The sequence below is a fragment of the Weissella confusa genome, from assembly GCA_041871065.1.
GTDB classification, from domain to species: domain Bacteria; phylum Bacillota; class Bacilli; order Lactobacillales; family Lactobacillaceae; genus Weissella; species Weissella confusa_A.
In genome coordinates, this window is the sequence record CP168942.1 from 1,272,501 (window position 1) to 1,297,822 (window position 25,322).

Below are 25,322 nucleotides of genomic sequence, written 5' to 3' on the forward strand. Positions count from 1 at the left end.
TTAGAAAGGAGGTGATCCAGCCGCAGGTTCTCCTACGGCTACCTTGTTACGACTTCACCCTAATCATCTGTCCCACCTTAGACGGCTGGCTCCCGAAGGTTACCCCACCGGCTTTGGGTGTTACAAACTCTCATGGTGTGACGGGCGGTGTGTACAAGACCCGGGAACGTATTCACCGCGGCGTGCTGATCCGCGATTACTAGCGATTCCGACTTCATGTAGGCGAGTTGCAGCCTACAATCCGAACTGAGACGTACTTTAAGAGATTAGCTCACCCTCGCGGGTTGGCAACTCGTTGTATACGCCATTGTAGCACGTGTGTAGCCCAGGTCATAAGGGGCATGATGATTTGACGTCATCCCCACCTTCCTCCGGTTTGTCACCGGCAGTCTCACTAGAGTGCCCAACTGAATGCTGGCAACTAGTAATAAGGGTTGCGCTCGTTGCGGGACTTAACCCAACATCTCACGACACGAGCTGACGACAACCATGCACCACCTGTCACCTTGTCCCCGAAGGGAACGCTCCATCTCTGGAGTTGTCAAGGGATGTCAAGACCTGGTAAGGTTCTTCGCGTTGCTTCGAATTAAACCACATGCTCCACCGCTTGTGCGGGTCCCCGTCAATTCCTTTGAGTTTCAACCTTGCGGTCGTACTCCCCAGGCGGAGTGCTTAATGCGTTAGCTGCGGCACTTAAGGGCGGAAACCCTCAAACACCTAGCACTCATCGTTTACGGTGTGGACTACCAGGGTATCTAATCCTGTTTGCTACCCACACTTTCGAGCCTCAACGTCAGTTACAGTCCAGAAAGCCGCCTTCGCCACTGGTGTTCTTCCATATATCTACGCATTTCACCGCTACACATGGAGTTCCACTTTCCTCTACTGCACTCAAGTCATCCAGTTTCCAAAGCAATTCCTCAGTTGAGCTGAGGGCTTTCACTTCAGACTTAAATAACCGTCTGCGCTCGCTTTACGCCCAATAAATCCGGATAACGCTTGGAACATACGTATTACCGCGGCTGCTGGCACGTATTTAGCCGTTCCTTTCTGGTAAGATACCGTCACACATTGAACAGTTACTCTCAATGTCATTCTTCTCTTACAACAGTGTTTTACGAGCCGAAACCCTTCATCACACACGCGGCGTTGCTCCATCAGGCTTTCGCCCATTGTGGAAGATTCCCTACTGCTGCCTCCCGTAGGAGTATGGGCCGTGTCTCAGTCCCATTGTGGCCGATCAGTCTCTCAACTCGGCTATGCATCATCGCCTTGGTAAGCCATTACCTTACCAACTAGCTAATGCACCGCGGGACCATCTCTTAGTGATAGCAGAACCATCTTTTAAATAACAACCATGCGGTTGTCATTGTTATACGGTATTAGCATCTGTTTCCAAATGTTATCCCCTGCTAAGAGGTAGGTTTCCCACGTGTTACTCACCCGTTCGCCACTCTTTGCAATGTCCATCGTCATATCTGAGCAAGCTCTTCAAATCAGTTGAACCACAAAGCGTTCGACTTGCATGTATTAGGCACGCCGCCAGCGTTCATCCTGAGCCAGGATCAAACTCTCAATTTGAAGTTTGAGTATAACTCAATTTTTGTTGTTTAACAGAAGTTAAACGAATTTACTAGCGAATTGACTTCACAAATGTTTTTGCATCAAGAACTAGCTTGATGACCCTACACATTTGTTTCATCGAAACGATATTCAGTTTTCAATGACCTACGTCGTCGCCCTGACGACTTAATCTATAATACAGAAGAGAAATGCGATTGTCAACAATCAATTTCAATTCTTTTTCATTGCTTCTTCATGAAATGTTCATACATCCGAAACAACTTAATATATATTACAGAAGAGATTTGATATTGTCAACACCCTTTTTCTTAAACGATAAGGACGTAGGTGAAACACCCAAAAGACAACTTAAATATACTACTCTTATTTACCCCAAACCGTCAACTAATTCACCCCATAAAACAGAAAAGCGGTTATCCCTAATCAGGGACAACCGTCATCTTACTTATCGTAATACAAATCTTTGTTAACTGTTTCCTTGATGCGACGGCGTAGTTCACTATCAAAATCACGGTTGTCAGCTACCATCTGCTTCGTGATCTCGCGTGGCGCTTGATAGAACGCCCATGGTCCGCTGGACTGATTTTCAAATTCTAATGGTGAAATTTGATAGAGGTCACGTGCTTCTGGTACATGAAGCCATTCATCAAACATCGCAAACAAGAATGGTCCGAATTCGCCTTCACCATTTTCTAGGTATGATTCCCAATCTGCGACAACAAATGCTTCCGGTTCATTATCCATTGCATTGCGCATAATCACTTCTAGATCACCAGACGCTTTTTCTGATGTTACCGCGTAATAGGCTGAAACATCAGGCGCAGCTAACATTGGTAGTGAGCGATAGTCGAATCCTAGCGTCTTGGCCAATTTTTGCGATAGCGCAATCCGGGTATGTTGCGTCATTGGCACGCCCTCATGTCGCGCAATACGTAATTCTTGCATACCGTCCGCTAAATCTACCGTCTTAAAGTCGAAATACATCTGGCTTATCACTCCTTACTTAACCTTTGCTGCATAGTAGCCAATCACTAGACCGATAAAAATGAGTCCTGATGTGACTTCTTTGCTATGCGTCACAAACATCACGACGATTGCGACTAGGAATAACAACACAGCGATTACTGTCATCCCCAATTTAATATTCTTCTTTTCCATTCTCTTCCTCATCTCTCAATTAATCAGCATATCGATAAGTTGCATCACGTAAATACGCCGCAAAGTCACGGTGACCAATCTCTGACTCAAACGTTTCTTTAAAATCGGCAATGTAGCTCAGCTTCATCTCATGGTGGTCATCAGTAACGTGCGCTTGTAGTTCTAGCATCCCCATCACATCAACCACATCGAACTCTGGTAGTAGCGTCTCGATTTCACGAACTTGTTCTGCCGTTACCGTATACTCTTTAACGATTAACGGTTGCGGGTTATCAGCCGCCACACCTTCTGCAGTCGCCACGACCGCACTTGGCGTAGAACGAAACGTCAAACGTCGGTCGGCAACACGGTACAAACGGCCATCCGCTATATCCAATACGCCTAGCGCTGCCACTTTTAATAGTTCCGGTCCCCAGAAAATCATTTGCTTGTTACTCATCATAACCTCGTTTCTTCTATATAGAAGTAAACTGTGCCACCATCTTGGCAGATTCTTCCCACAGCTGACGGGCATTTGTATTACCATCATCCACTACTTTGACTGGTAGCAACTTCTTACCATCATATACTTCGCCGGCAATGAAGTCAGTGCCAGGTACACCAAGAGCCAAGTTCACCAAACGCTTGGCACTGCGCTCTGGACTAATTGCCCCCAAATACTTCAATGGTGTACGGTATAGCCAACGCATAAACGTGTTTGATTCAGATGAAAAACTCGTGCGAACAACACCAGGGTGGAACGCAACGGCCGTTAGCTGATCACCGTACCGACGTTGTAGCTCACGGGTGAATAGAATGTTTTCGTATTTTGCATAACCGTATGCCTTTTCCGACGTATACTCATGGGCCACGTTCACATCATTAACGTCAAACGTCTTCACAAACAAGTTCGCCGCAATACTTGATGTTTGAATGACTGTTGCATGATCAGCCAGCAACTTATCTAATAGTAGATTTGTTAAAAGGAACCCAGCCAAATGATTCACTTGGCACGTCTTTTCATAGCCATCGGCCGTCAACGTACGGTCACCCATAATGCCACCTGCATTATTTGCCAGCACATCAATGTGGTCGTACTGACGTAGTTCAACCGCCAAACGCTCGACATCCGCTAATTTCGTAAAGTCAGCCAAATGATACGGCATACCAAGTTCAGTCGCGACTTTCGCTGTTTTTTCTGGGTTGCGTCCAACAATCACCACTTGATGGCCAAGGTTAACCAACTCCTTAGCGGCAGCGGCCCCGATACCATCACTGGCACCAGTAATCACAATTGTCTTCATAGTCCCCTCCATTTGTTTGCTTTCCTTCATTATACCTGCATATGCAAAAAAGGCACGCTAATGGAAGCGTGCCTTTATGAGTAACTCACATCACCCACAACAACATAAGTTTAGGAGAATCCATGAAACTACTAAACCCTCTCACAAGTACTAGCATAATGGGCCCAACCGAAATATTCATCTGCAATTCTTGACCGGTCGCTGAATTATAGAGAGCGACTTGTGGGATGCTTTTCTTTAAATAGTCCCTGTCATTGATTAGCTGCCTGCCAAAACGCCAATTCATGGTGATATGACGTTTCGTAAATGCGCGCGTAATCAGCTTTTTCAGATTGCGTTTGCGCAAATAGCTGATCAACCGTCCGCCAACTCCAGTCAATGATTGACTGATAGGCTTGATTCGCGTAGTAATCTACCCAGACATCAAACCCATTCGATGCGACCCCTTGCTGTTGCAAACGTTGTGCAATTAAGCCGTATGATTCTGTGCATGGTAATAACGCCAACATGCTGGCTAGTGGATCACCTTGGGCGACTGTGTCCCGCAAATGATTGAGGTAGTTCGCATTATGTGCACCTACTGCAATTTGGTGATAGCGTTCACTTGGCGCAAGACCCAAATGCGCATCGCTCTCATCCGACTCAGACATAGCATGTCGTCTTAGTTCTAATGGCAATTGTGCATTCGTTTGTTCTAACAGCATCATAAACGTAGCCACGTAATGATGATCTTGTGCGACGTAATAATCACGACTAGTCTGTGACAACACACCAGTCCGGATACCTTGGACAAAGGGTTCTTGCATAATCGCGGCCATCATATTGTCGCGAATTGGCATGAGTTCTTCACGTGTCATAACGTTCCCCACTTTGCTTTCATCTCATTAATCACCGACCGAACATCTGGTGCTTCGCTCAATAGACTAATCACCGCAACACCATCGACACCCGATTGACGTAATGCAGGTAAGTCTTTAAGTGTAATGCCACCGATTGCAACGGTTGGCAGTTGTTTTGTATTAGCATTCAAGGTCGTCGTGAGGCCGTCTAATCCTAATGGCGTAGCTGCATCAGCCTTCGTTGCGGTCGCAAAAACCGGTCCAACGCCCAGATAATCAATGCCCATCACCGACTGAGCGGCGACCATTTCGGCCTTATTGCGAACCGATAGCCCCACAATCATCTGGCCAGCAACCTGTGTCACGACATCCGTGATTGGCATATCATCCTGGCCAACGTGAACACCATCCGCTTCAACCGCTATTGCCAATGCAACATCGTCATCAACGATAAACGGCACAGCTAATTCACGAGCCTTTTCCCGCAATCGCATCGCCAAAGCTTGTTTTTCATCAGTCGACAGTGCAGGGTTCTTTTCACGGAACTGGTACGCTGTAATACCTGATTGCATCATTACTGCGAGTCGATCTTCATATTCGGCCAACGTTAAATCAGGAAAGTTCTGCGAGCCGGCGACAAAATATCGTTGTAAAAGTTCTTTCTTCATTCTGTCACCCAATGATTCAGTGGGCCGTGGCCGTGACCAACGGCAATCGTTTCCGCAATCGCAGCATTCATAAACGCTTTGGCACGGGGCATGATCTCTACTAACGTTTCACCTTGCGCAAGATGTGCTGTAATGAAGGCAGATAACGTGTCACCAGTCCCATGTGTGCGGTTTGTCTCAATGCTTGGCGCGTGGTACCAACGGCCGGTTCCGTCCGCGAATGCTACATAATCCGCCACATCGTCAGAGTGACTATCTTTCAAATGACCACCCTTCAAGACTACATTTTTTGGACCCAGTAGTTGCAGTTCATGCGCAGCGTTCACCATGTCCTCTTCTGTGGCAATCGCCCGATTCAACAAGACCGACGCTTCAGCCAAGTTTGGTGTCACAACCGTCGCTAACGGGAATAACTCATTTTTCACCGCCTCAATGGCATCATCGGTTAGTAGCTTGGCACCACCTTTTGCAACCATCACGGGATCAACAACCACATGCGCTACACCAGAATTGGCGATTTCGTCCGCAACGACATGCACCCGGTCTGCATCAAACAACGCGCCAGTTTTTAATGCCCGAATATCTAGATCAGACAAGACACTTTTGAATTGGTCACTAATAAAATCAGTTGGCGTCGGCAAGATGCCTTGGACGCCCAATGTATTTTGCGCCGTCAAACCAGTAATGATTAAAGCACCGTAGACACCTTGATTATGGAACGTTTTCAAATCCGCGTTGGCGCCGGCACCACCACTTGAGTCAATACCCGCTACTGTTAACACCTGTGTGATATCAATCATCGCGTTGTCACCTCCGTTTGCGTTATCACATACAACTCATTGAATAGCGCACCGATAAAGTGACCCGGTAAATGATTCACTTGCGCAGATGCCCGTTCACCAGCTTCACCAAATAATTCAGTAGCTGCTACCCCGGCAGCAAAGTAGTCCTCCGTCACGGCAGCAAATGCGCCAATTAAACCGCTCAACATATCGCCAGCACCAACATTAATCGCTAACAATGGTGAATTCGTAACCACCGTCTGCGTACGCACGCCATCGGTAATCACATCAACCACACCAGTTTGTACAATCACCGCGCCAGTCTTTTTAGCAGCTAACTCAGCTTCTTGTTGATGCGTTGTTTGATCCAAGGTATCAATCCCACGACCCGCAACTTCTGCCTGGGCGAACCACGCAATTTCGCTGGCGTTGCCTCGGATAATATCAACAGTTACATTTTCCAGCAAACGACGCACAAATTGCGCACGGTATGGCATCCCCACCGCGACTGGATCCAAAATCACCGGCTTGTTTTGTTGATTAGCCGCTTGGCCAACTGCCAAAAATAGCGGCCATTGTGCTTCAGATAGCGTCCCTATGTTCAAAACGACCGCCGACGAAATGCCAACTAGTTCAGCAGCTTCGTGCGGCTCGTTAGTCATCAAAGGCGAAGCGCCTACGACATTAATTGCATCCGCCACGTGTTGCATCGTCACAAAATTTGCAACGTTCAGCACGAGCGGTTGTTGTTCACGGATGTTGGTCAGTAAATGATTCATAATTCCTCCAGAATAGACAAAAAAATCGACCAACCCGCGTATAAAGAAACGGATTGATCGATTGGATAGTCTTATCTGGTCGGTCTACCATCACTTCCCTACGCAAGTCTTAACTCAACAGGTTCAAAGGGTCCGGTCATACCGTCTCAGCCAAATGGCTCCCCCAGTGGTGAATATTTAATTCATGATTAGTGTAACAGAGTTAGCGCCAAATACAATCACCATTTTTTTCATAACGGTGAATCAAACCGGCAAGTTCCCTTTTCAACGCAGTCATACCAGGCATTATGCTAAACTAATTCCATCAAATTTTTAGGAGATCGTCATGGCAAGTGCTTTTAACGCTGCGGATATCGCCGCAAAGAAACAAGAATTGGGTTACCCCGCTGACACAACCAACGTCGCTTACATCGAAGCTAACCACAAGCTTGAAGATGTGATCGGTGCCTTCAATGCTTTCACGGGTAAGAATTTCGTGATTAGTTTTGAAGAAAACGGCTTGTTGTTCATGGGTCTAACACCACTTAACCAATTTAATGGGACTGATAAGTTCGTTGCTTTGTCTGAAATCGGCACGATTGCCCACACAGATGAGGCTGTGTTCAATGGTCGCTTTGTCACTGATTCTGAAACGTTGGTGCTTGATTCACTACACGGTGATCACACTGAAAACCGCTTGTACACCACATCAACATTGGCTGACTGGGTCGCTGAGAACGTCGCCAACGTTAACGCCATCATCGATGGTTACAACGAAGCCAAGTAAATCGCAATTATTAGGAAGTACCAAATCGGTGCTTCCTTTTTATTTACCAATCTTGCCCGTCAACAAGTACTTCAGACCATACCAAGCAACGATAACCATTGATAGTATCAAAAGTCCGTACTCCTGTAGATTGGGTGATTCCCCTTCAAAGTTTACAACTCCAATGATTTGGCCCGCAAAGCCTAGTACAAAAAACACAAAAACAACAAAGCCCCAGTAAAGCAATCCGGCAATGAAGCTTCCCGAAACCAGCTTGATGACCAAGATTACCGAGAAGATAACGATGACCGGTATCAGCTGGTCAGATGACGTGCAGCTTCGAATAAACCCAATTAACGCAATTATATAGACTAACCATGACATATGCCGAACCTCCATTTTTCAACCAGCATACCAGGCGCTCGTGAAAAATTTTAGAAGCAAAAGCTTATCGATCAGAGCTATTGTTTACGCACAACCAAATCAATTAGGATAAACACAATAAACACCAACCCAAACAAAAACCAAAAATCGGCACGACGACAATCGCGTTGACGACGGATTTCTTTTTCCAATTCGTTCACTCAAGTTTCTAAAATGGTATTTTTCGTTTGTGCTTTCACCAGTTCAAGCTGGTTCGATAATTGATTTTCTTGAATTTGTTTTATGTCCTGTTTTACCCACTTCAAATCAAGCTTGTCCATAATCAGACTTCCCCCACACTTTATCTTTTTGCATAATATTGCTAACACTGTCAACAAATCCCCATAAACCACAAAAGAGATGCCCGCTATATCGCTGACATCTCTTTTTGTCGTACTGTAATTTTAATTTATTTAAGTCTTAAAAACGAGACTGAAGTGGCAATGTCACCTTCAGACAGAAAAAGATCTGCCGTAGCAACTCCTACTACTTCGACTAAATTTCATCATTATCATCGTCAATCAGTTCCGCCAACGGCAACAACTTCAATTGACCATCTACCACCTGCAAGCTAGCCTTGAAGACTTCGACTTGCTCAGCAACCTGTTGCAAAACTTGCTCGTACTCCGTCAACAAACCAGATACCTTGAACTGCTTGCGCGCCATCACTTGGTTCTCCACCAAATCAATCGCAAAGCCAACTCCAGCGACTGCCAGATCAACGGCCACATTCTTCACCAATGGGTTGCCCTTCTTGGGCGTTGCAGCAGCTGTTTTGCGCAACTTAGCTGCTTGTCGGGCCGCCATCGTACCGGCTTGCAGAACCATCGCGCGCTTTGATGACTTGCTCAAGGCATTCGCGGTCGCATTCGGTGTAATCTTCACGTACTTAGCTGGTGTCATCGGCGTCAATTGCACATCGTGAATCAAATCTGAGTCAAAATCGAATTGCTTCGTCGCCTCATCCGTCATAAATGACACAACCATGTTGCGCAATGCTTCGTTCGCACCCGCTACCAACTGCGTTTCATATTGCAAAGCCACTGCGTCGAATTCACTCGTACTGATTTTATTGTTCTTGTACAGCTCAGCCAACTGCTGAATTGCCACTCGGCGCGTTTGCTTCAATGCCTTGAACGGTTGTTGCAACTTGCGATTCACAATCATGTTCACGCGCGTTTCAACGGTCTTCGCCTTCACCGATTCACCCACACGGCCCGCACCTTGCTTCAAAGATTGGAAGCCATCGCTTATTTTTGCCATTATCATAATCCCCCTCAATGGTTTATAGGTATAGCTTACGTGATGAAACTTAAAAATGCACCTCAAAACTAAAAAAAGAGAGGTCGCCCTCTCTTTTGGTGTGATTTTTAGTATCAACGTGACTTCACATATGCATCGACTGCAACCAACGCATTTGCAACATCCTCAGCCGTCACTTCAAATGGCATCTGGTGAATCGTCTCACCTTCAGCAGTTGCTTGAACACCAATCTTCAACAAGTCTTCGCGTGATGCGTTTTCCAAGTGCATTTCTTCAAGTGTTGTTGGCAAACCAAGCTTTTGATAGAAATCAATGTACTTATCCAACGTTTCCGCCGTTTCATTTTGCAAAATCATTTGCGTCAACGTACCGTAAGCCACCTTTTCACCGTGCGTTAGGTGGTGAATGTCACCAGTCAATGCTGTGAATCCGTTGTGGATTGCGTGCGCTGCAGCCAATCCGCCAGACTCAAATCCCAATCCTGAAAGTAACGTATTTGCTTCGACAACTGATTCAAGGGCAGCCGTTACAACACCTTGGCGGTTCGCTTCGATTGCTTGCAAGCCATAGTTGAACAATGTTTCTTCTGCCTTTTCGGCGATTGCAACTGCCGCCAACGTTTGCTTTCCACCGGCCATCGTATCACCATGCTTTTCACTAACAGCCTTCACTTCGATAAGCGTCGCCATGGCATCTGCAATACCGGAAGCCAAGTAGCGCACTGGTGACTTGGCGATAACATCCGTGTCGACCATCACCAACTCAGGATTTTTCTTGTAGAATAAGTAACTCTCAAATGCACCATCATCAGTATAAATAACTGACAAAGCTGACGTTGGTGCATCAGTTGATGCCAAAGTTGGCAAAATTACGACTGGCAAGTTAGCTTCGTCCGCAATGGCCTTCGCTGAATCGACGGCCTTACCACCACCTAAACCAAGGACAACATCGCTGTTGTTTTCACGAGCAATACCAACCGCACGGGCGATTTCTGAACGTGATGCCTCACCTTGGAACGCAACTCGCGTATATGACATGCCAGCAGCTTCCAAATTCTTGGCAAACGTTTCCCCAACGGCAGCCCACGTGTGGTTACCAGCCAACAACAATGCGTTTGATCCCAATTCTTTGATGTGATTAATGCCACTTTCCAATACGTGCGCCCCTTGCACATAACGAGATGGACTTGCAAATACACGTTCCATGATGATTCCTCCAAAGTTATCTTTTGTGATTTTATTCACATATAGTATAACACTTATTTTACACCATGTATCACCTTTTCATTACCTATCTTAATCTAAATACCAAGTAGTCTGTTCAGGCTGTTTATCCAGGTCACCCTCTGCAAACTTAGCCGTAATCTTCTCCAACTTACCAATCTGCGTCACAAACTCCTTACCGCCAGCGAACCTCAGAATCACCGACTGTTTGATGCGCTTTTCGATGAAACGAGTCGGTAATGTAAATAAACCAGGGCCACTCTTGGTCCAATCCGAATGTGACGCTGCTTTAACGGCATTCACCGCTTCCCACATCGTCTTATTCGCCATCCCCACCGTCACAAAAGGCGAAATATCATGCTTCAAAAAGTACAATAAATCATCCTTGGTCACAACGACAGGCATACCATCATCGTTGATCATCACTTCTGGTACCGGTTCAAGGACATCTTTGAAAAACGGAAACAGAAGTGGTCCTACCACTACTGGCTCAAACGGCATTTTTCGTTCACCACGCTTTTGTGACGCTACGAATTGTTGATAAGTCTTACTCATAATCCAACCTCCCCCAAAACCTTGTAACTAAATTCTACCAAAAAACGCGCCCACCACCCGGCAGACACGTTCCAGCATTAATTCAAATCATCACCATTCGTCGCGATAACCTTCTTGTACCACGCGAATGAATCCTTCTTCTTACGTGCCAGCGTTCCGTTACCAGCGTCATCTTGATCAACGTAAACCACACCGTAACGCTTTGACATTTCTGATGTTGAGAATGACACCAAGTCAATAATTCCCCACATTGTATAACCCATCAAATCAACACCATCGATAATCGCCTCACGCATTTGCTCGATGTGCTTACGGAGGTAATCGATACGGTACGTGTCATGAATGCCTCCATCTTCAGCAATTTCATCAAGCGCACCCAAACCATTTTCAACGATGAACAACGGCACGCGGTAACGGTCCCACATCTCATTCAAGGCAATACGCAGACCGATTGGATCGATTTGCCAACCCCAATCAGAGGCCTCCAAGTATGGGTTACGACCACCAACAGCCATGTTACCCAGCGCATCCGCTTCACTATCACCGGCAGATGTCACCGTTGACATGTAGTAACTGAAACTCAAGAAGTCGACTGGGTGCGCCTTCAAAATCGCCTCGTCATCGTCAGCCATCGCAATCGTCACATTATGCTCCGCAAAGTAGCGATTCATAAACTCAGGATACTCACCACGTACTTGGACATCCGTGAAGAACAAGTTCAACTCATCTTGCACCTGGGTAGCTTGCACGTCGGTTGGATTTGACGTGGCTGGGTATGTTTGCATACGCGCCAACATCGCACCAATCTTAGCTTCCGGATCAATTTCATGCACTTGCTTTGTTGCAATCGCACTGGCCACAAATTGGTGGTGCAGCGCTTGGTAACGAATTTGCAATTGCTCATCGTAAGGCAAGCCAGTATCAACCGCACCCGTCTCGTGGAAACCAAATGAACCCGTGTTGATTTCGTTAAACGTCAACCAGTACTTCACCTTGCCCTTGTAGCGACGGAAGACCGTCTCCGTAAAGCGATTAAAGTCCGCAATCGTCGCACGATCAGCCCAACCATTGCGTGTCATCGTCAAATGAATTGGACTCTCATAGTGTGACAACGTAACCACAGGCTCAATGCCGTACTTGGCCATTGTTTCAAAAACCTTGTCGTAGAACACCAAGCCAGCTTCGTTCGGCTCCGTCTCATCACCATTCGGGAAAATACGTGTCCAGGCCAATGAAATGCGGAATGCCTTCGCACCCATTTCACCCATCAACGCCAAATCTTCTTCAAAGCGGTGGTAGAAATCCACTCCACGACGCTTTGGATAATTTTCATCCGTCTTGTCCGCAATCGCGATTTCAATATCTTCAAGCGTGATATTCCCCAAACTCATATCGGTACGCTTCTCGGCCTTCTTCACCACTTCGGCCGTGCTTAATCCCTTGCCATCTTCATTCCAAGCACCCTCGTATTGGTTGGCAGCTGTTGCGCCACCCCACAAGAACCCCTCTGGAAAACCGGTTGGAATCGTTGACTTGTACATGTTGTATCCCCCATACATCTTATTCTGTCTGTTACGCATTTAGCATACCAACACATGTAAGCGGTTACAACTAGATTCGAGTAATCTATCAAGATTAGTCAAAAAATGGTCGATTTCAAAAGAAAAACAGTGCCCTGAAATTAATCAGAACACTGCTCAAGATCCGTTATGGCATGCTAATAATCATGATTGCAAATGTGAAAGTATACATGATGAACGTGCTTCGGAACAATCCAAACGTCCGTACCATCGCAGCATCACTTTTAGAGGCATCCATTTTCAACGCTGCCAGACCAACAATGCCAACGATTGCGATAATAATAATCACCACGTCAGCAATTACTGGATAGTACATCACCTTGATGATTTCGGCAGACAAATCGACGACAAGCATTAGCGCAATTGGCAACATTGCAACCCTGTACTTCTTCTTGAGACCGCCCACAACTTTGAAGTTACCACTCTTTCGCAAAGCGCCCCTGTATCGTAGCAACAAGACTGAAGCAATAACCGCGCTTAACATTACGAAAAATTCAGCCACATTGGTAAAATTAACAACCATTTCAACTTCTCCCTCGTCGATAATCACTTATTCCAGTGTACACCTACAAGGGAGTTCGCTACCGTTTACGTTTTGATTAATTGCGGTTGTACCCAAAGCGACGTGTTTGCATGACATCCTTCCAGTAGACCTCACGCGCTAACGCTTGTTTGCGTCCCTGCTCGTTCTTGCTGAAAATCTCCAAAATACTGTATGAAAAGTGGCGGCGAATGTAATCCAACCCGTGGTTCTGAACCAATTCATTCAGCCCACGATTTGGATAGTCTTTGCTGTTCTCTTCTTCAGGGTCATATCCTTTCGCAAGATACGTTTGCCAGCGTGACAATATGCCCCCGGCTCCGGTCGCTGATCCAACATAATGCCGACCAGTTCGATTGTCAGTTATTAAGTACACACCGTAAACACTCGATAGCGCAGTTTGCCACGCCACACTAGTCAATTCACTCTGCAACGTTTGATAATCAACATTCACATTCTCAAAACCCGGGAATTGATTCGTTCGCTTCAAGATTGGTTCGGGCAGAATTTCAAGCAATGGTACATTATCAACAATGTCTGGTCGAACATACCACCATGCACGATTGATATTTTTCCAGTCAAAAATCGCTCGACCTTCAAATGCCTCATACTGGGGTAATTTTTCTGCCTTTGCGTACGGAATTTCATCATAATCCGCAACCGGATCACGCGCCACTAAGGCATCCTTCGCTAAAATCACATAAGGACCAACAAATAGCCACCGGTGCGGTTGCGTTTCAATAAATTGGAATGTAATATCGTCATTACGATTACGTCGTTTAGCTTGCGATAGAATCCAGACCTCAAAAACCTCATCATCATTCGCGTACATCTGAAAGAAGTCTCGACGCATTCGTTTACCCTGTCGGTCATTGGTGTTCCATGATGTATTAAAACGGAGTTTGATACGTCTATCTGGGTACGATTCGCGTAATTTTTCAAATCCAAATATGTCGCCAATTTTTATATCTGTCATATCTTCCACCTCATTTTTACCCTGAAGATTACAGTGTAAATTTGAAGTTTCGTATTTTGAACTACGAAAGTCGCTACCACTACATGAAGTCGATGACACTTAAAAACCCGAAAACACAAGTTCCCGGGTCTTAATCTTTATTCGTCATTTAGCAAATTATCAAGCCATCGAAGCTTCAGCCACCCGAACTTATAACAGTCACTCTCTTTCACTGACCTCGCTACGTCCTCAAGTGCCGTTTGAAGCTTTGTCCCAAAAAAGACCACGCCAGAGAAATGTCCCAGCATCAGTAAAACTTTTAGCATCTCAAGCTTCTGCACATTCACATCATATGGCGTAGCGTACGGCCACGGTAGCCACCCTAACAAATTAGGCTTATCCACGAACTGATTAGCGGTATACGCCTGCAACATCCAGCGACTAATCACCTTAATGGCAGCTAAATCAGCGCGAACGCTATCCGCAGTCTTAGTAACCTGAAAATTCACGCCAGCTGATGTTTCAATGATCGCACCTCGTGCAGTACTAGTTACACCGGTAATCGCTGCGACATTAATCCATGTTGTGTTTCGTTGCGAATCCGTAATTGGGAAAAACGCAACCCCTGGCCCAATTTCAGCCTTGTTTAGACGCTTATGCTTAATTGCATACAACGCATAATAAGCGCTCATTTCCCACAGTGTTGGCCAATAATTACGTGCCTTCATTTCAGCAATCAACGCATGTGGCGTTTTCCCCACTAAACGAACTTCCCCATCCATTGTCACAATACGAGTCGCATACCCCTTGTCGCGCCGCTCAGCCAGCAGGCACAGCGTTTGGTCAACTGACATCTCAATCTGGCGGTTGCCCTTCTCCAACGGAAGACCGCTTAATCCAATGACATACCCCGTCCGATCGATTTCGTACTTAAGCATAAAACATATTCCCCCACGTCTTTTTTAACGCCATCTGCTCTGACTAAAAACTGTGATTTTAGCTCTAATTTAGACAAATCAGAAAACCTTCACCCGATTTTCGCGGGTTTAGACACAGTTTGCCGTCAAAACAGATGTGCTTTAATAGTAAACGGCCAGAAATAAGTAACTGGTTACGCCAAAAGTGTTAAAACGAAAGGAGGACTTTATGGTCCAACAAGTAGATTATGCAACTCAACTCCCACAGTACGATATGATGATTCGCAGCGTACTCAAAGCCGGGCATGTTTTCCGCACGTCACCTGATTACGACGATTACTATCAGGAACTGCGGTTAATTATCCTATTACAACTGATGGGCGGATACGTTCCCTCCCCTTGCAAGAACAACGCCCTTTATCGGTTATTGCTTTGGCGACTTCGTGACTTTCAACGGCAGGCTAAGCGGTATGATGAGCACACTTGTTTTGAGCCAGCTGATGAAAATGTCGAAGATCTGCGCAGTTCAAATGCTTTAGACCGTTTTGAACTGCATCAAGTACTGGCCAAGTTGGTCACCCGGGAAAAGAACAAATCTGACTTAGAACGCGTGATTATCGATTTGATTAAGTATCCGACCGATACCATCACGAATCGATGCGCGCGTCTAAGCATCCACCGAGCCACGTATGCGCGTTGGCTCAAACAGATTCGTTTGTTGATGTTGGATGTTACAGCTTAAGGTGAAATACGGGGGGCGTCCTAGTTTTAGGGCGTCTTTTTTCGTAATGTTCCCTTTTATATACAATGTTGCACTATTCCGAGTACACTAGATATTGGAGATAGTGTATTCAGCCAAGAAAAGAGATGAATAATGTAGATAGGCACAGCGATTCAGCAACGTTTCAACTCGATTCTTAAGGAGAATAATATGGCATTAACAGAAGAAGATGTGCGTATTGCGTATGCAGCAAGTAAAATTACCACGGCAAGTAACCGTTCAAACTCTGGTCGCGTGGCACTTTGGCTTCACGTACCAGTTGAAGATGTTGACCAAGTGATTGATCAGTATTCACTACCAATCAAGAAAACTTCAGCGATGACGCATTTTTAACTTCTGATAAAGTTAATCACTAACAGAAACGGGCCAAGGAGAGTCAGCCGACTTCCCTTGGCCCGTTTTTTTAGTATCAAATTAATATTGGTGAACTGGCACCTTCAACAAGCGAACTGTTTCGTTTTCAGTATCTGCATCAAACATGCATACAGTGTCGCCCAACCCAATTTCGTAGATGCTCGTAAACGTCATCTTGTGACCATTGACCGTGATTGTCGTGTCGGTATAATTACCGACCGTCAAATGTACCGTCATACCCGGCAAAATATCTTTCATGATAAACCTCCCCATTGTCCATTAATTCTTTAATTGACACTTATATTTTATCACGGAAGCGTTTGCAGGGGTTAGCTTTGAAATTAACTCTGATGAATATTTCGCAGCCTATTCAATCTCCACGGCTTCCTGCAACTTTTCTAAATTAGTATTGGCCTTCTCCGTGTTCTTCACTTGTTTATTAGCTTTCTCTACCAACTGGGCCATGTCGTTTGCTTCCTTCGCACTCCCAAGAGCAGAATAAATTTTGACTAACAAAACGCCACTTTCCACTATATATTGAAAGTTTTTATCTACATCGGACGCATCGTTACGAATATCATAGGCTTTCTTTGCATATATTAGTGCTGTTTGATTATCACCAGCGTTATGGTACATCTCACCTAACCCAAAATTCGCCCAAGCAATTTCATTATTCTCAATATCGCCATACTGTTCAATGCGAACTTCTAATCCCCGTTTTAGATTTGCTTCAGCATTTTCCCAATCTTTCTTTAGCGCATAATCACGCCCAAGTTGTGTATACGACTGTCCAATCTGATCCAATTGTCGGTCAGATCTATCATTACGCAATTTTAACGCAGTTGTATGATACAAAATCGCTCGATTCAAATCTTCTAGTTGTCCATCCTTTTCAAATCGCTTTTGAAAAACAGTCCCTAGATTACGATTTGAATATGCGATTTGCTCAGTTTTTTCTGGTTCACCAGCCTTTGATGCTTTTCTAATTTTTAACGATTTAATATAATCAGCCTCTGCTTCATCCAATCGATCAAGATTTACGTACATGATTCCACGTTGATTATAGATGTCTGCGTATATCAAGCTATCAGTTGACTTGCCTTCAAACTCTTGAAGTGCATCTTCAAAATATTTCTTCGCGTTCTCATAGTCACCTTGTTTACGATACAAATTACCAATCTCTGTATCTGCGTCTGCACGCTGAGTGTACTGATCAGGAGAAGAGGCAAACTCGATATATTCCTGGTCCATCTTAATGGCTGCCGCAAATTTACCTACTCGCTTATATGCATCCACTATGCGCAGATAATTATCATCATCTGGCCTTTTCTTAATCAATTCGGTATAGATGGACGGCAATGTCCCATACGCATGCTTGTCTGCCAACAAATCAGCAATTTCGTCGAACTCACCCCAACCTTCATTATCATCATACTCGACGTTTCGAACTAAATTCGCCACCATGCTGGCATAGTCGTTAACTTCCGACAGTGTTATGTCGCCCTGCATTTTTTCTTTAACGAACGTTACTAATCCAATTACGTCATTAAACTTTAGCAAATGATAGTCATTCACGGCCTCACGAATCAATGGATGAACAGAAATCATCCAATGTTCAATATGAATCCAGCTCCGATTTTTTAGTTCATTCAAATCCGCTCTAAAAACATTATTTGTGGCTTTGTTGAAATCAGGCGCTTTGAAACCTGCCGTGGGTAATTGTGCCAGCAAACTCAACAATCGCTTTTCAGTATCCGATAACTCACTGACATCAAATAACCATTTAACAGTTTCCTGAATTGTTTCTTGTTTATGAAATGCGTAACCATGAATTGTGTCTACTGGACTATCTAAGGCTTCGATTCCTTTTTGCTTAAGCATTGCTAGAACGTGGTCCAAGCTGTCATATGTTGTTTCAGCATACTTCGCCAGTAGCTCGATCATCATCGTATGCCCACCGATTCGATGCAGGATTTCTTCGAGCGTATCTTGATTGACTTTGTCCCCGTCATAATACTGGTTAAACAGACGAACCTGATCCTCCGTACTCAATTCCCTGCTCTTATGCTAGATTTACGGACAGATTTTTCTCTGCCCTGTAAACTAATAGCAGAGGAGCATTTTTTATATGATTCGATATTCACCAGAATTTAAGCAATCTCTTGTCGAGATGCACAACCAAGGGCGTTCTTACACTGAACTAGCCGCTGAATACGGGCCTTCGGCCGATTCAATCCGTAACTGGGTCAAATTGTACACAGTCCACGAAGTGGACGGCGAAAAATGGACGCAAGCTGATGTAAACGCATTACAAAAGGAAAACGCCAAACTTCGCGAAGAACTTGAGATTTTAAAACGAGCCGCGGTGTTGCTTTCGAAGTACAATTAACGCAAAATCGCGAGTTAGGACTGGAAATCATTGACCGGTCACTCGCAATGGGACACCGCATAACAAGCGTTTTATCGGCTTTGAACATTGCTCGAAGCACGTATTATCAATGGAAAAACTGGCAACCTAGCCAACGAGAAACACGGCGTAATGCTCTGAAAACGGCAATTAAAGCCGTTTATAACACCAATCGTGGCATCTATGGCTACCGTCGTATCGCAGCGTTCTTGCGCTTCATTTTGAAGACTGATGTTGGCGATCGTTTGGTTTGGGAACTCATGAATGAGCTCAATCTCAAATCTCGCATGGTCAAGAAGTCATACAAGAAGCCAACAACAACCACTGACACACCTCAAAAGCCCAACCTCATGAAGAAGTTGGATAATTTGAGTGGCGTTCTGGCAACTGACATTACATACATCCAGTTGATGAATCGTGAGTGGGTTTATCTGGCAACCGTCTATGACCCAGAAAAGCGTCGCGTAGTCTCATACGGACTAAGTCCAGAGATGACCAAGGAATTCGCAACATCCGTCGTAGTTAAGGCTCTAAGAGCCAACGGTAAGCCAAAGATGATTCACAGCGACATGGGAAGCCAATACACTTCTAGCCTGTTCGAAGGAACATTACAAAACTCTGGAATAAATCACTCTTACTCCCGTAAGGGGCATCCTTACGATAACGCTCGTATCGAGAGCTTCCATTCGCTCATCAAGCGCGAAATGATTTATCACGAAGAGTACAGGACCATTGATGATGTCCGGGTGTCTGTCGAGTGGTATGTGAACTGGTACAACAACAGTCGCATCAACTCACGCACTGATTGGCTTCGGGCCGCCTAGACCAATGTCTGGTTTACTTAATCTCGATTATCGGCACCAGCCGGTACGACACAGTTTATAAGCCGTCACTTGTGAATTTCAAAAATTCGCCTTGTGAAGGCTTATTTACCGCACGCTACAACTTGTGAAATCCGGCCGGTTCACAATCTATACCACTCGTTTTCTCTCGACGGAAGGGCTGAGCCCTGTTCCGCCTACAAAAACACCCAGAAATCACGCCATTTTAGGCTGAAATCCGGGTTTTGAAAATTTTTCGGAGTCCGGCACCTCTCGGTGCCGAAAAAACCTGTCCATAATCTTGACATCAGCGCCCCCCAACATAAACACTATTATCATCATCCGGCATTGAAGCCTCACGCGTAACAAAAATAAATTGCACGTTGCCACCCGCAGTTAGCTCTTTATATCCAGTCGCTGCTTTAGGGTGACCGTTCATATTATCTATAACAACTAATCCACCGTTTTTCTGACTATGTAGCGCTGAAACAACTTCCTTAAAGCGCTTTTCTTCATCGTGAGTTGAAAATGGATAATCTGGCAATAATTTATTAGCAATATTCGTTTTGAAATCCTCTGTTTGGTCGTATTCATAATACCGAATGAATCCAGGAATCTTATCACGTCGGTCCTCAACAAAATTAATAGCCAGTGCGGACTTACCGATACCACCAATACCGGTTAAGATAATCGACGTTTTGTGCTCATCAAAAAGCAACTTATCCATTTTCTTAAGCTCCGTCTGTCTACCGATTATCTCGCGATCATGTGATGAGAAATTATCAGCGACAGCGTAATCCTGATGTACATTTTGGGACGCTTCTAGATTTGAATTATCAAATGCCAACCTAATAAGGTCGACAAAAAAACTAATCAATTTATATTCCCATTCTTTGTCATCAACATTTCTGTCGTCAAAACGACTAAACAGTCCCATCGTCTCATCGAATCCGTTTTCTTTAAATTGATTTTCCCAAGTCGACACCAACTCGCTGTACGATTCACTCCTGTAGTAGTCCTGCACCTGATACAAGATGTTTTCGGCAATATTATCGAGATTGGGGATTATTTCCTGTTTTAGTTTTGTTTTTCCACTAGCCATCCTACTGATAGTGGACCTGCTAAACAGGGTGTTTTCATCCTCATCTACAAATAATTGAACTACATTTTCCTGACTAGGGGCGCTGATGTCAAGATTATGGACAGGTTTTTTCGGCACCGAGAGGTGCCGGACTCCGAAAAATTTTCAAAACCCGGATTTCAGCCTAAAATGGCGTGATTTCTGGGTGTTTTTGTAGGCGGAACAGGGCTCAGCCCTTCCGTCGAGAGAAAACGAGTGGTATAGATTGTGAACCGGCCGGATTTCACAAGTTGTAGCGTGCGGTAAATAAGCCTTCACAAGGCGAATTTTTGAAATTCACAAGTGACGGCTTATAAACTGTGTCGTACCGGCTGGTGCCGATAATCGAGATTAAGTAAACCAGACATTGGTCTAGGCGGCCCGAAGCCAATCAGTGCGTGAGTTGATGCGACTGTTGTTGTACCAGTTCACATACCACTCGACAGACACCCGGACATCATCAATGGTCCTGTACTCTTCGTGATAAATCATTTCGCGCTTGATGAGCGAATGGAAGCTCTCGATACGAGCGTTATCGTAAGGATGCCCCTTACGGGAGTAAGAGTGATTTATTCCAGAGTTTTGTAATGTTCCTTCGAACAGGCTAGAAGTGTATTGGCTTCCCATGTCGCTGTGAATCATCTTTGGCTTACCGTTGGCTCTTAGAGCCTTAACTACGACGGATGTTGCGAATTCCTTGGTCATCTCTGGACTTAGTCCGTATGAGACTACGCGACGCTTTTCTGGGTCATAGACGGTTGCCAGATAAACCCACTCACGATTCATCAACTGGATGTATGTAATGTCAGTTGCCAGAACGCCACTCAAATTATCCAACTTCTTCATGAGGTTGGGCTTTTGAGGTGTGTCAGTGGTTGTTGTTGGCTTCTTGTATGACTTCTTGACCATGCGAGATTTGAGATTGAGCTCATTCATGAGTTCCCAAACCAAACGATCGCCAACATCAGTCTTCAAAATGAAGCGCAAGAACGCTGCGATACGACGGTAGCCATAGATGCCACGATTGGTGTTATAAACGGCTTTAATTGCCGTTTTCAGAGCATTACGCCGTGTTTCTCGTTGGCTAGGTTGCCAGTTTTTCCATTGATAATACGTGCTTCGAGCAATGTTCAAAGCCGATAAAACGCTTGTTATGCGGTGTCCCATTGCGAGTGACCGGTCAATGATTTCCAGTCCTAACTCGCGATTTTGCGTTAATTGTACTTCGAAAGCAACACCGCGGCTCGTTTTAAAATCTCAAGTTCTTCGCGAAGTTTGGCGTTTTCCTTTTGTAATGCGTTTACATCAGCTTGCGTCCATTTTTCGCCGTCCACTTCGTGGACTGTGTACAATTTGACCCAGTTACGGATTGAATCGGCCGAAGGCCCGTATTCAGCGGCTAGTTCAGTGTAAGAACGCCCTTGGTTGTGCATCTCGACAAGAGATTGCTTAAATTCTGGTGAATATCGAATCATATAAAAAATGCTCCTCTGCTATTAGTTTACAGGGCAGAGAAAAATCTGTCCGTAAATCTAGCATAAGAGCAACGAATACTTCATCTCGCCAACCAGCGTCTATCGCGTTAGAAAAAAGCTTGAGAACATCCTCGAAAAGTACCAAATCACCATCTCAACTAATCTGCGTTTCGAAGGACAAGAAGTTTCAATTCGTTCATTTTTGTTTGAAATGTATTTCAAATTTTTTGGTGAAAATCTTCCTTTCGATGGCGAGACAAACGCTGCCATTGAAGAAGGTATTGCACGAATAGAAAACATAATCGGTGGCCCAACATTTAAATTTACGCAAGTTCAGAAAATCAAAGTAAAATACGTCTACTACATTGTCTTCACGCGTATGGCTCAAGGAAAAAATCCAAGCCAGCAATTGCAAACCGATCCACGGTTCAAAAAGATATTGATGCGCTGGCCAGAGCACACTATCACTGGTCTTTCGAACGCCATCTTAGCCAAATTCCCAAATTTACCGGAAGAAGATGCTAAATTAGAAAGCTACATGATGTTGCGTTATCTGTATAGCGAGGCCATGTTACCCGATTCGCCTGAGTGGGATGCGATTGTGCTTGAAAACACTGTTATCAGTAACCTAAACAACTTATTCATTAATGAATTTGGTCGCTATTTCAAGCTTGATGCTACTAAATCTGAGACTATTTTCTCAAAAACCGTTTGCGATTCACTAAGTCGACTCCATTCACGACTGTATTTTTTTGAATACACAAATGCCGACTATATTTTTGACCCATCAGACACAATCGCTTTGCATCAATATAACGACTATATGCAATTTGCATCTCAAATGACCAACATTATTACGCCATCTTTCAGCCACAATCGAAAAAGAGTGACCTCAAATCAAGCTGGCATCATGTACGATTACTTGTTTTTGATGATGACGACAATTCCACTTGAGTTGGTGAACCCGCCCTTCCATGTTGTCTTTGAATTTAGTCAAGGTGCGAACTTTGATTTGCTTGTTAAATCACTCTTCAAAGATCGACCAAACGCTAACATCGTCGTTGAACGTCACATCACTGAAAATACTTTGCTTTTTGTTTCAGATATTAACGTTCAAAATCTTGATGTGCCATTCCAGCTGCAATGGCATATGCCACCAACCGCCGCCGATTGGTCAGCATTAGAAGATATTTTGGCAATTCCCGTAACAACCTAATACAACACAAAAATGCGCCTCTGAATTTCAGGGGCGCATTTTTGTGTCTTTTATGTAGGCGGTGGGACTGTGTAGTTGCGAGAGAGAAAATTCTGTCTACCACCTACAAATATTTACTATATAAGATTCCTAACATTCATCGTGACAAATTTCGAACAATCAGAACAATCAATGGTCACACTCGCTTACTAATCGTTTTCACATATTTGTCCAATGCCGTGAAATCACGGTGTGACGTTCTACGCCCTACCTGTCAGAATTAACTTACTTAATTAGTCGAAAGGTAGGAAATGATTATTTTTAAACTAGCAAAGGTTTCAATAATGGTTGCATCCTTACTTGCAACTACGTTTACCGAACCTGTCCTGACATATGCCACTGTAACTGATTCTTCTAAAGCAGTCGCATACGCCCCTGTTAACAACGGGGATGGTACTATTACGTTTATGGACAGCCTTTGGTCGATTATTAGGGCGCCGGGCGAAGGCACAATGCAACAAGACACATACCTAATTGCCCATCTTTCTGGCGGGCTGAGTTGGTCAGAGGCATTCACTAGAGCGAGTTCATATTACTTTGCTCGCGATGACAATGACTTGTATGGCTACGAAGAAAGTTTGCCATACATGCAACTTAATTCCTGGTATAGTGGCACTTCCGGGTCATTCGGGGCTATCGCTGGTACAAAGTACGAAGATTACATTGCACCAACTTCCGTTCCAAACTTAAAGTTGAGCGATAAAAAAGGGAAATACGGCATTTGGGAGTCGAATACCGATGGTGGCATTGATCCTATCAGTCAAAACGTCCAGCTATTCTATAAGTCTATGGCATCGAACGCCATACCAACTACGCCAACGGTGGCAATCGGTAAGAAACAAGCCTTTTTACTTAGTGGATCAGATTTAGCCGAAGTCGGTAGTTCAGCTGTAAGTGCACGTGCAAAAGAATATGGCGCTAGACTAACGGCTGAAGGTATCAAAGAAGTGATGCTACGAACACCTGGCGCACACCCGAATGAAGTTTCAACTTTTCGAACCATCAGTGGAACCAGCACTTTTGAATACACATCACACGTTGATTCGCTACGAACGCTTTGTTATGGATTAATTGTTACTGGCGTTATCGAGCCGGGTCTTGATACGCAGCCGATTGCGCCGCCATCAACACCTGATACACAACCTATTACGCCACCAAATCGAGACGAATCGGATCCCGATTTACAACCTATCGCGCCGCCTTCTAAAGGGGACTTTCAGCCAATTGCTCCACCCTCTACTGGTGATGTGCAACCTATTGGACCTCCTTCTACCGGAGACACGCAACCTATTGGACCTCCTGCTGACGACGACACGCTGCCTATCGGCCCCTCAAACGATGCCGAGGATAACGAAACAAGCGGAAGACTTTCTGGGAAAGATGGTGCAGATGCGGTCGAATCATCCGATGAAAGTAGCGTAAGACTTCTAACTAATAAAAGGTTGATTGACTCAGAAATTAGTAGTTCAACAACAAATGACACCATCACGAACAAGGAAACATTAACCACCGACCTTACACTTACGCCTGTAAACGATAGTGATATTAATGTTACCGCTGAGTCTGATGACGTGCTGACCAATGACGAAAAAAATGACCGATGGGCGCCTAGTGCAACCCCTTGGTACTATCGGTTTTTCCCATGGTTACTAATTTTGTCTCTTTTGTTGAATGTGCTTCTTATTTTTAAGGTTATCCAACAAAAACGAAAGCTAGACGCTAAATAATTTGAAGCTGTACGAAAAGCCCTAACTCTTTCAACAACGGAGTTAGGGCTTTTATTGTATGCATATCATTTTTAGTAGCTTCCCTTT

Annotated in this window: 28 protein-coding genes, 1 rRNA gene and 1 riboswitch; of the genes, 7 read left to right on the forward strand and 22 right to left on the reverse strand. The window is 44.7% G+C overall.

Annotated elements, in window-relative coordinates; translation table 11 throughout:
* Window positions 1-4: 4 nt before the first annotated feature.
* The 9 genes from ACAW68_06025 to thiM all read right to left on the reverse strand — a co-directional run bounded on the left by ACAW68_06025 (window position 5) and on the right by thiM (window position 7,093).
* Window positions 5-1,581 (reverse strand): 16S ribosomal RNA (locus ACAW68_06025).
* 444 nt (window positions 1,582-2,025) lie between these two features.
* A complete protein-coding gene (locus ACAW68_06030; protein XGA15044.1) occupies window positions 2,026-2,568 on the reverse strand; it encodes a hypothetical protein in 543 nt (180 codons plus the stop codon).
* 15 nt (window positions 2,569-2,583) lie between these two features.
* Window positions 2,584-2,742 (reverse strand): hypothetical protein, encoded by a 159-nt coding sequence (locus tag ACAW68_06035; protein XGA15045.1) that lies wholly within the window; start codon window positions 2,740-2,742, stop codon window positions 2,584-2,586.
* Between the two features lie 19 nt (window positions 2,743-2,761).
* Entirely contained in the window at window positions 2,762-3,184 is a 423-nt protein-coding gene (locus ACAW68_06040) for a hypothetical protein (GenBank protein ID XGA15046.1), read from the reverse strand.
* 13 nt (window positions 3,185-3,197) lie between these two features.
* On the reverse strand, window positions 3,198-4,025 hold the full coding sequence (locus tag ACAW68_06045; GenBank protein XGA15047.1) for an SDR family NAD(P)-dependent oxidoreductase: 828 nt from the start codon (window positions 4,023-4,025) through the stop codon (window positions 3,198-3,200).
* 251 nt (window positions 4,026-4,276) lie between these two features.
* Entirely contained in the window at window positions 4,277-4,882 is a 606-nt protein-coding gene (locus tag ACAW68_06050; protein XGA15048.1) for a TenA family protein, read from the reverse strand.
* On the reverse strand, window positions 4,879-5,532 hold the full coding sequence (thiE, locus tag ACAW68_06055; protein ID XGA15049.1) for a thiamine phosphate synthase: 654 nt from the start codon (window positions 5,530-5,532) through the stop codon (window positions 4,879-4,881). The genes ACAW68_06050 and thiE overlap by 4 nt, the downstream gene beginning before the upstream one ends.
* Window positions 5,529-6,332: a bifunctional hydroxymethylpyrimidine kinase/phosphomethylpyrimidine kinase gene (gene thiD / locus ACAW68_06060; protein XGA15050.1), complete on the reverse strand. Its 804-nt coding sequence runs from the start codon at window positions 6,330-6,332 to the stop codon at window positions 5,529-5,531. Before thiD ends, thiE begins: the two co-directional genes overlap by 4 nt.
* A complete protein-coding gene (gene thiM / locus ACAW68_06065; GenBank protein XGA15051.1) occupies window positions 6,329-7,093 on the reverse strand; it encodes a hydroxyethylthiazole kinase in 765 nt (254 codons plus the stop codon). Before thiM ends, thiD begins: the two co-directional genes overlap by 4 nt.
* Window positions 7,094-7,171: 78 nt before the next feature.
* Window positions 7,172-7,268, reverse strand: a riboswitch (TPP riboswitch).
* Between the two features lie 150 nt (window positions 7,269-7,418).
* Here thiM and ACAW68_06070 point away from each other — a divergent pair.
* Window positions 7,419-7,859: a hypothetical protein gene (locus ACAW68_06070; GenBank protein ID XGA15052.1), complete on the forward strand. Its 441-nt coding sequence runs from the start codon at window positions 7,419-7,421 to the stop codon at window positions 7,857-7,859.
* 39 nt (window positions 7,860-7,898) lie between these two features.
* Here the strand turns inward: ACAW68_06070 and ACAW68_06075 are convergent, their stop codons facing one another.
* The 8 genes from ACAW68_06075 to ACAW68_06110 form a co-directional block, all read right to left on the reverse strand.
* On the reverse strand, window positions 7,899-8,222 hold the full coding sequence (locus ACAW68_06075; GenBank protein XGA15053.1) for a hypothetical protein: 324 nt from the start codon (window positions 8,220-8,222) through the stop codon (window positions 7,899-7,901).
* 534 nt (window positions 8,223-8,756) lie between these two features.
* Entirely contained in the window at window positions 8,757-9,524 is a 768-nt protein-coding gene (locus tag ACAW68_06080) for a hypothetical protein (protein ID XGA15054.1), read from the reverse strand.
* 113 nt (window positions 9,525-9,637) lie between these two features.
* Window positions 9,638-10,729, reverse strand: a complete 1,092-nt coding sequence (locus ACAW68_06085; protein XGA15055.1) for a glycerol dehydrogenase — start codon at window positions 10,727-10,729, stop codon at window positions 9,638-9,640.
* 90 nt (window positions 10,730-10,819) lie between these two features.
* A complete protein-coding gene (locus ACAW68_06090; GenBank protein XGA15056.1) occupies window positions 10,820-11,302 on the reverse strand; it encodes a hypothetical protein in 483 nt (160 codons plus the stop codon).
* A gap of 77 nt (window positions 11,303-11,379) precedes the next feature.
* Window positions 11,380-12,843: a glycoside hydrolase family 1 protein gene (locus ACAW68_06095; GenBank protein XGA15057.1), complete on the reverse strand. Its 1,464-nt coding sequence runs from the start codon at window positions 12,841-12,843 to the stop codon at window positions 11,380-11,382.
* Window positions 12,844-13,009: 166 nt separating this feature from the next.
* A complete protein-coding gene (locus ACAW68_06100; protein ID XGA15058.1) occupies window positions 13,010-13,405 on the reverse strand; it encodes a hypothetical protein in 396 nt (131 codons plus the stop codon).
* A 76-nt stretch (window positions 13,406-13,481) separates the two neighbouring features.
* A complete protein-coding gene (locus tag ACAW68_06105) occupies window positions 13,482-14,399 on the reverse strand; it encodes a GIY-YIG nuclease family protein (GenBank protein ID XGA15059.1) in 918 nt (305 codons plus the stop codon).
* 137 nt (window positions 14,400-14,536) lie between these two features.
* The gene (locus tag ACAW68_06110) at window positions 14,537-15,316 is read right to left on the reverse strand and encodes a hypothetical protein (protein ID XGA15060.1); all 780 of its coding nucleotides are present in this window, start codon (window positions 15,314-15,316) and stop codon (window positions 14,537-14,539) included.
* 208 nt (window positions 15,317-15,524) lie between these two features.
* On the opposite strand from ACAW68_06110, the gene ACAW68_06115 reads away from it, so the two are divergent.
* Together ACAW68_06115 and ACAW68_06120 are read left to right on the forward strand one after the other, a co-directional pair.
* Window positions 15,525-16,037 (forward strand): hypothetical protein, encoded by a 513-nt coding sequence (locus ACAW68_06115; GenBank protein ID XGA15061.1) that lies wholly within the window; start codon window positions 15,525-15,527, stop codon window positions 16,035-16,037.
* A 189-nt stretch (window positions 16,038-16,226) separates the two neighbouring features.
* Entirely contained in the window at window positions 16,227-16,409 is a 183-nt protein-coding gene (locus ACAW68_06120; GenBank protein XGA15062.1) for a hypothetical protein, read from the forward strand.
* 81 nt (window positions 16,410-16,490) lie between these two features.
* Here ACAW68_06120 and ACAW68_06125 read toward each other — a convergent pair whose 3' ends face one another.
* The gene (locus tag ACAW68_06125) at window positions 16,491-16,688 is read right to left on the reverse strand and encodes a hypothetical protein (protein ID XGA15063.1); all 198 of its coding nucleotides are present in this window, start codon (window positions 16,686-16,688) and stop codon (window positions 16,491-16,493) included.
* A 108-nt stretch (window positions 16,689-16,796) separates the two neighbouring features.
* On the reverse strand, window positions 16,797-18,482 hold the full coding sequence (locus ACAW68_06130) for a tetratricopeptide repeat protein (GenBank protein XGA15064.1): 1,686 nt from the start codon (window positions 18,480-18,482) through the stop codon (window positions 16,797-16,799).
* Between the two features lie 76 nt (window positions 18,483-18,558).
* Here ACAW68_06130 and ACAW68_06135 point away from each other — a divergent pair, with 76 nt between their 5' ends.
* Together ACAW68_06135 and ACAW68_06140 are read left to right on the forward strand one after the other, a co-directional pair.
* Complete coding sequence (locus ACAW68_06135) at window positions 18,559-18,819, forward strand: transposase (GenBank protein XGA15065.1); 261 nt, start codon at window positions 18,559-18,561, stop codon at window positions 18,817-18,819.
* A gap of 26 nt (window positions 18,820-18,845) precedes the next feature.
* The gene (locus tag ACAW68_06140) at window positions 18,846-19,661 is read left to right on the forward strand and encodes an IS3 family transposase (protein XGA17009.1); all 816 of its coding nucleotides are present in this window, start codon (window positions 18,846-18,848) and stop codon (window positions 19,659-19,661) included.
* A gap of 304 nt (window positions 19,662-19,965) precedes the next feature.
* On the opposite strand, the gene ACAW68_06145 is transcribed toward ACAW68_06140, so the two are convergent.
* From ACAW68_06145 to ACAW68_06155, 3 genes are all read right to left on the reverse strand, one after another.
* On the reverse strand, window positions 19,966-20,760 hold the full coding sequence (locus ACAW68_06145) for a hypothetical protein (GenBank protein XGA15066.1): 795 nt from the start codon (window positions 20,758-20,760) through the stop codon (window positions 19,966-19,968).
* Window positions 20,761-21,150: 390 nt separating this feature from the next.
* Complete coding sequence (locus ACAW68_06150; GenBank protein ID XGA17010.1) at window positions 21,151-21,972, reverse strand: IS3 family transposase; 822 nt, start codon at window positions 21,970-21,972, stop codon at window positions 21,151-21,153.
* A gap of 20 nt (window positions 21,973-21,992) precedes the next feature.
* Window positions 21,993-22,253: a transposase gene (locus ACAW68_06155; protein XGA15067.1), complete on the reverse strand. Its 261-nt coding sequence runs from the start codon at window positions 22,251-22,253 to the stop codon at window positions 21,993-21,995.
* 82 nt (window positions 22,254-22,335) lie between these two features.
* Between ACAW68_06155 and ACAW68_06160 the strand changes: the two genes are divergently transcribed.
* Both ACAW68_06160 and ACAW68_06165 read left to right on the forward strand, forming a co-directional pair.
* Complete coding sequence (locus ACAW68_06160; protein XGA17011.1) at window positions 22,336-23,469, forward strand: helix-turn-helix domain-containing protein; 1,134 nt, start codon at window positions 22,336-22,338, stop codon at window positions 23,467-23,469.
* A gap of 290 nt (window positions 23,470-23,759) precedes the next feature.
* Window positions 23,760-25,235 (forward strand): hypothetical protein, encoded by a 1,476-nt coding sequence (locus tag ACAW68_06165; protein XGA15068.1) that lies wholly within the window; start codon window positions 23,760-23,762, stop codon window positions 25,233-25,235.
* Window positions 25,236-25,322 lie beyond the last annotated feature (87 nt).

Bases quoted from the DNA above. Each gene is read 5' to 3' on its own strand.
- ACAW68_06095 (XGA15057.1), bottom strand. From the start codon at position 12,843: ATGTACAAGTCAACGATTCCAACCGGTTTTCCAGAGGGGTTCTTGTGG.
- thiE (XGA15049.1), bottom strand. From the start codon at position 5,532: ATGAAGAAAGAACTTTTACAACGATATTTTGTCGCCGGCTCGCAGAAC.
- ACAW68_06145 (XGA15066.1), bottom strand. From the start codon at position 20,760: ATGGCTAGTGGAAAAACAAAACTAAAACAGGAAATAATCCCCAATCTC.
- ACAW68_06075 (XGA15053.1), bottom strand. From the start codon at position 8,222: ATGTCATGGTTAGTCTATATAATTGCGTTAATTGGGTTTATTCGAAGC.
- ACAW68_06105 (XGA15059.1), bottom strand. From the start codon at position 14,399: ATGACAGATATAAAAATTGGCGACATATTTGGATTTGAAAAATTACGC.
- ACAW68_06120 (XGA15062.1), top strand. From the start codon at position 16,227: ATGGCATTAACAGAAGAAGATGTGCGTATTGCGTATGCAGCAAGTAAA.
- ACAW68_06030 (XGA15044.1), bottom strand. From the start codon at position 2,568: ATGTATTTCGACTTTAAGACGGTAGATTTAGCGGACGGTATGCAAGAA.
- ACAW68_06110 (XGA15060.1), bottom strand. From the start codon at position 15,316: ATGCTTAAGTACGAAATCGATCGGACGGGGTATGTCATTGGATTAAGC.
- ACAW68_06035 (XGA15045.1), bottom strand. From the start codon at position 2,742: ATGGAAAAGAAGAATATTAAATTGGGGATGACAGTAATCGCTGTGTTG.
- ACAW68_06115 (XGA15061.1), top strand. From the start codon at position 15,525: ATGGTCCAACAAGTAGATTATGCAACTCAACTCCCACAGTACGATATG.
- ACAW68_06135 (XGA15065.1), top strand. From the start codon at position 18,559: ATGATTCGATATTCACCAGAATTTAAGCAATCTCTTGTCGAGATGCAC.
- ACAW68_06125 (XGA15063.1), bottom strand. From the start codon at position 16,688: ATGAAAGATATTTTGCCGGGTATGACGGTACATTTGACGGTCGGTAAT.
- ACAW68_06155 (XGA15067.1), bottom strand. From the start codon at position 22,253: ATGATTCGATATTCACCAGAATTTAAGCAATCTCTTGTCGAGATGCAC.
- ACAW68_06085 (XGA15055.1), bottom strand. From the start codon at position 10,729: ATGGAACGTGTATTTGCAAGTCCATCTCGTTATGTGCAAGGGGCGCAC.
- thiD (XGA15050.1), bottom strand. From the start codon at position 6,332: ATGATTGATATCACACAGGTGTTAACAGTAGCGGGTATTGACTCAAGT.
- thiM (XGA15051.1), bottom strand. From the start codon at position 7,093: ATGAATCATTTACTGACCAACATCCGTGAACAACAACCGCTCGTGCTG.
- ACAW68_06040 (XGA15046.1), bottom strand. From the start codon at position 3,184: ATGATGAGTAACAAGCAAATGATTTTCTGGGGACCGGAACTATTAAAA.
- ACAW68_06165 (XGA15068.1), top strand. From the start codon at position 23,760: ATGATTATTTTTAAACTAGCAAAGGTTTCAATAATGGTTGCATCCTTA.
- ACAW68_06080 (XGA15054.1), bottom strand. From the start codon at position 9,524: ATGGCAAAAATAAGCGATGGCTTCCAATCTTTGAAGCAAGGTGCGGGC.
- ACAW68_06090 (XGA15056.1), bottom strand. From the start codon at position 11,302: ATGAGTAAGACTTATCAACAATTCGTAGCGTCACAAAAGCGTGGTGAA.
- ACAW68_06070 (XGA15052.1), top strand. From the start codon at position 7,419: ATGGCAAGTGCTTTTAACGCTGCGGATATCGCCGCAAAGAAACAAGAA.
- ACAW68_06050 (XGA15048.1), bottom strand. From the start codon at position 4,882: ATGACACGTGAAGAACTCATGCCAATTCGCGACAATATGATGGCCGCG.
- ACAW68_06100 (XGA15058.1), bottom strand. From the start codon at position 13,405: ATGGTTGTTAATTTTACCAATGTGGCTGAATTTTTCGTAATGTTAAGC.
- ACAW68_06045 (XGA15047.1), bottom strand. From the start codon at position 4,025: ATGAAGACAATTGTGATTACTGGTGCCAGTGATGGTATCGGGGCCGCT.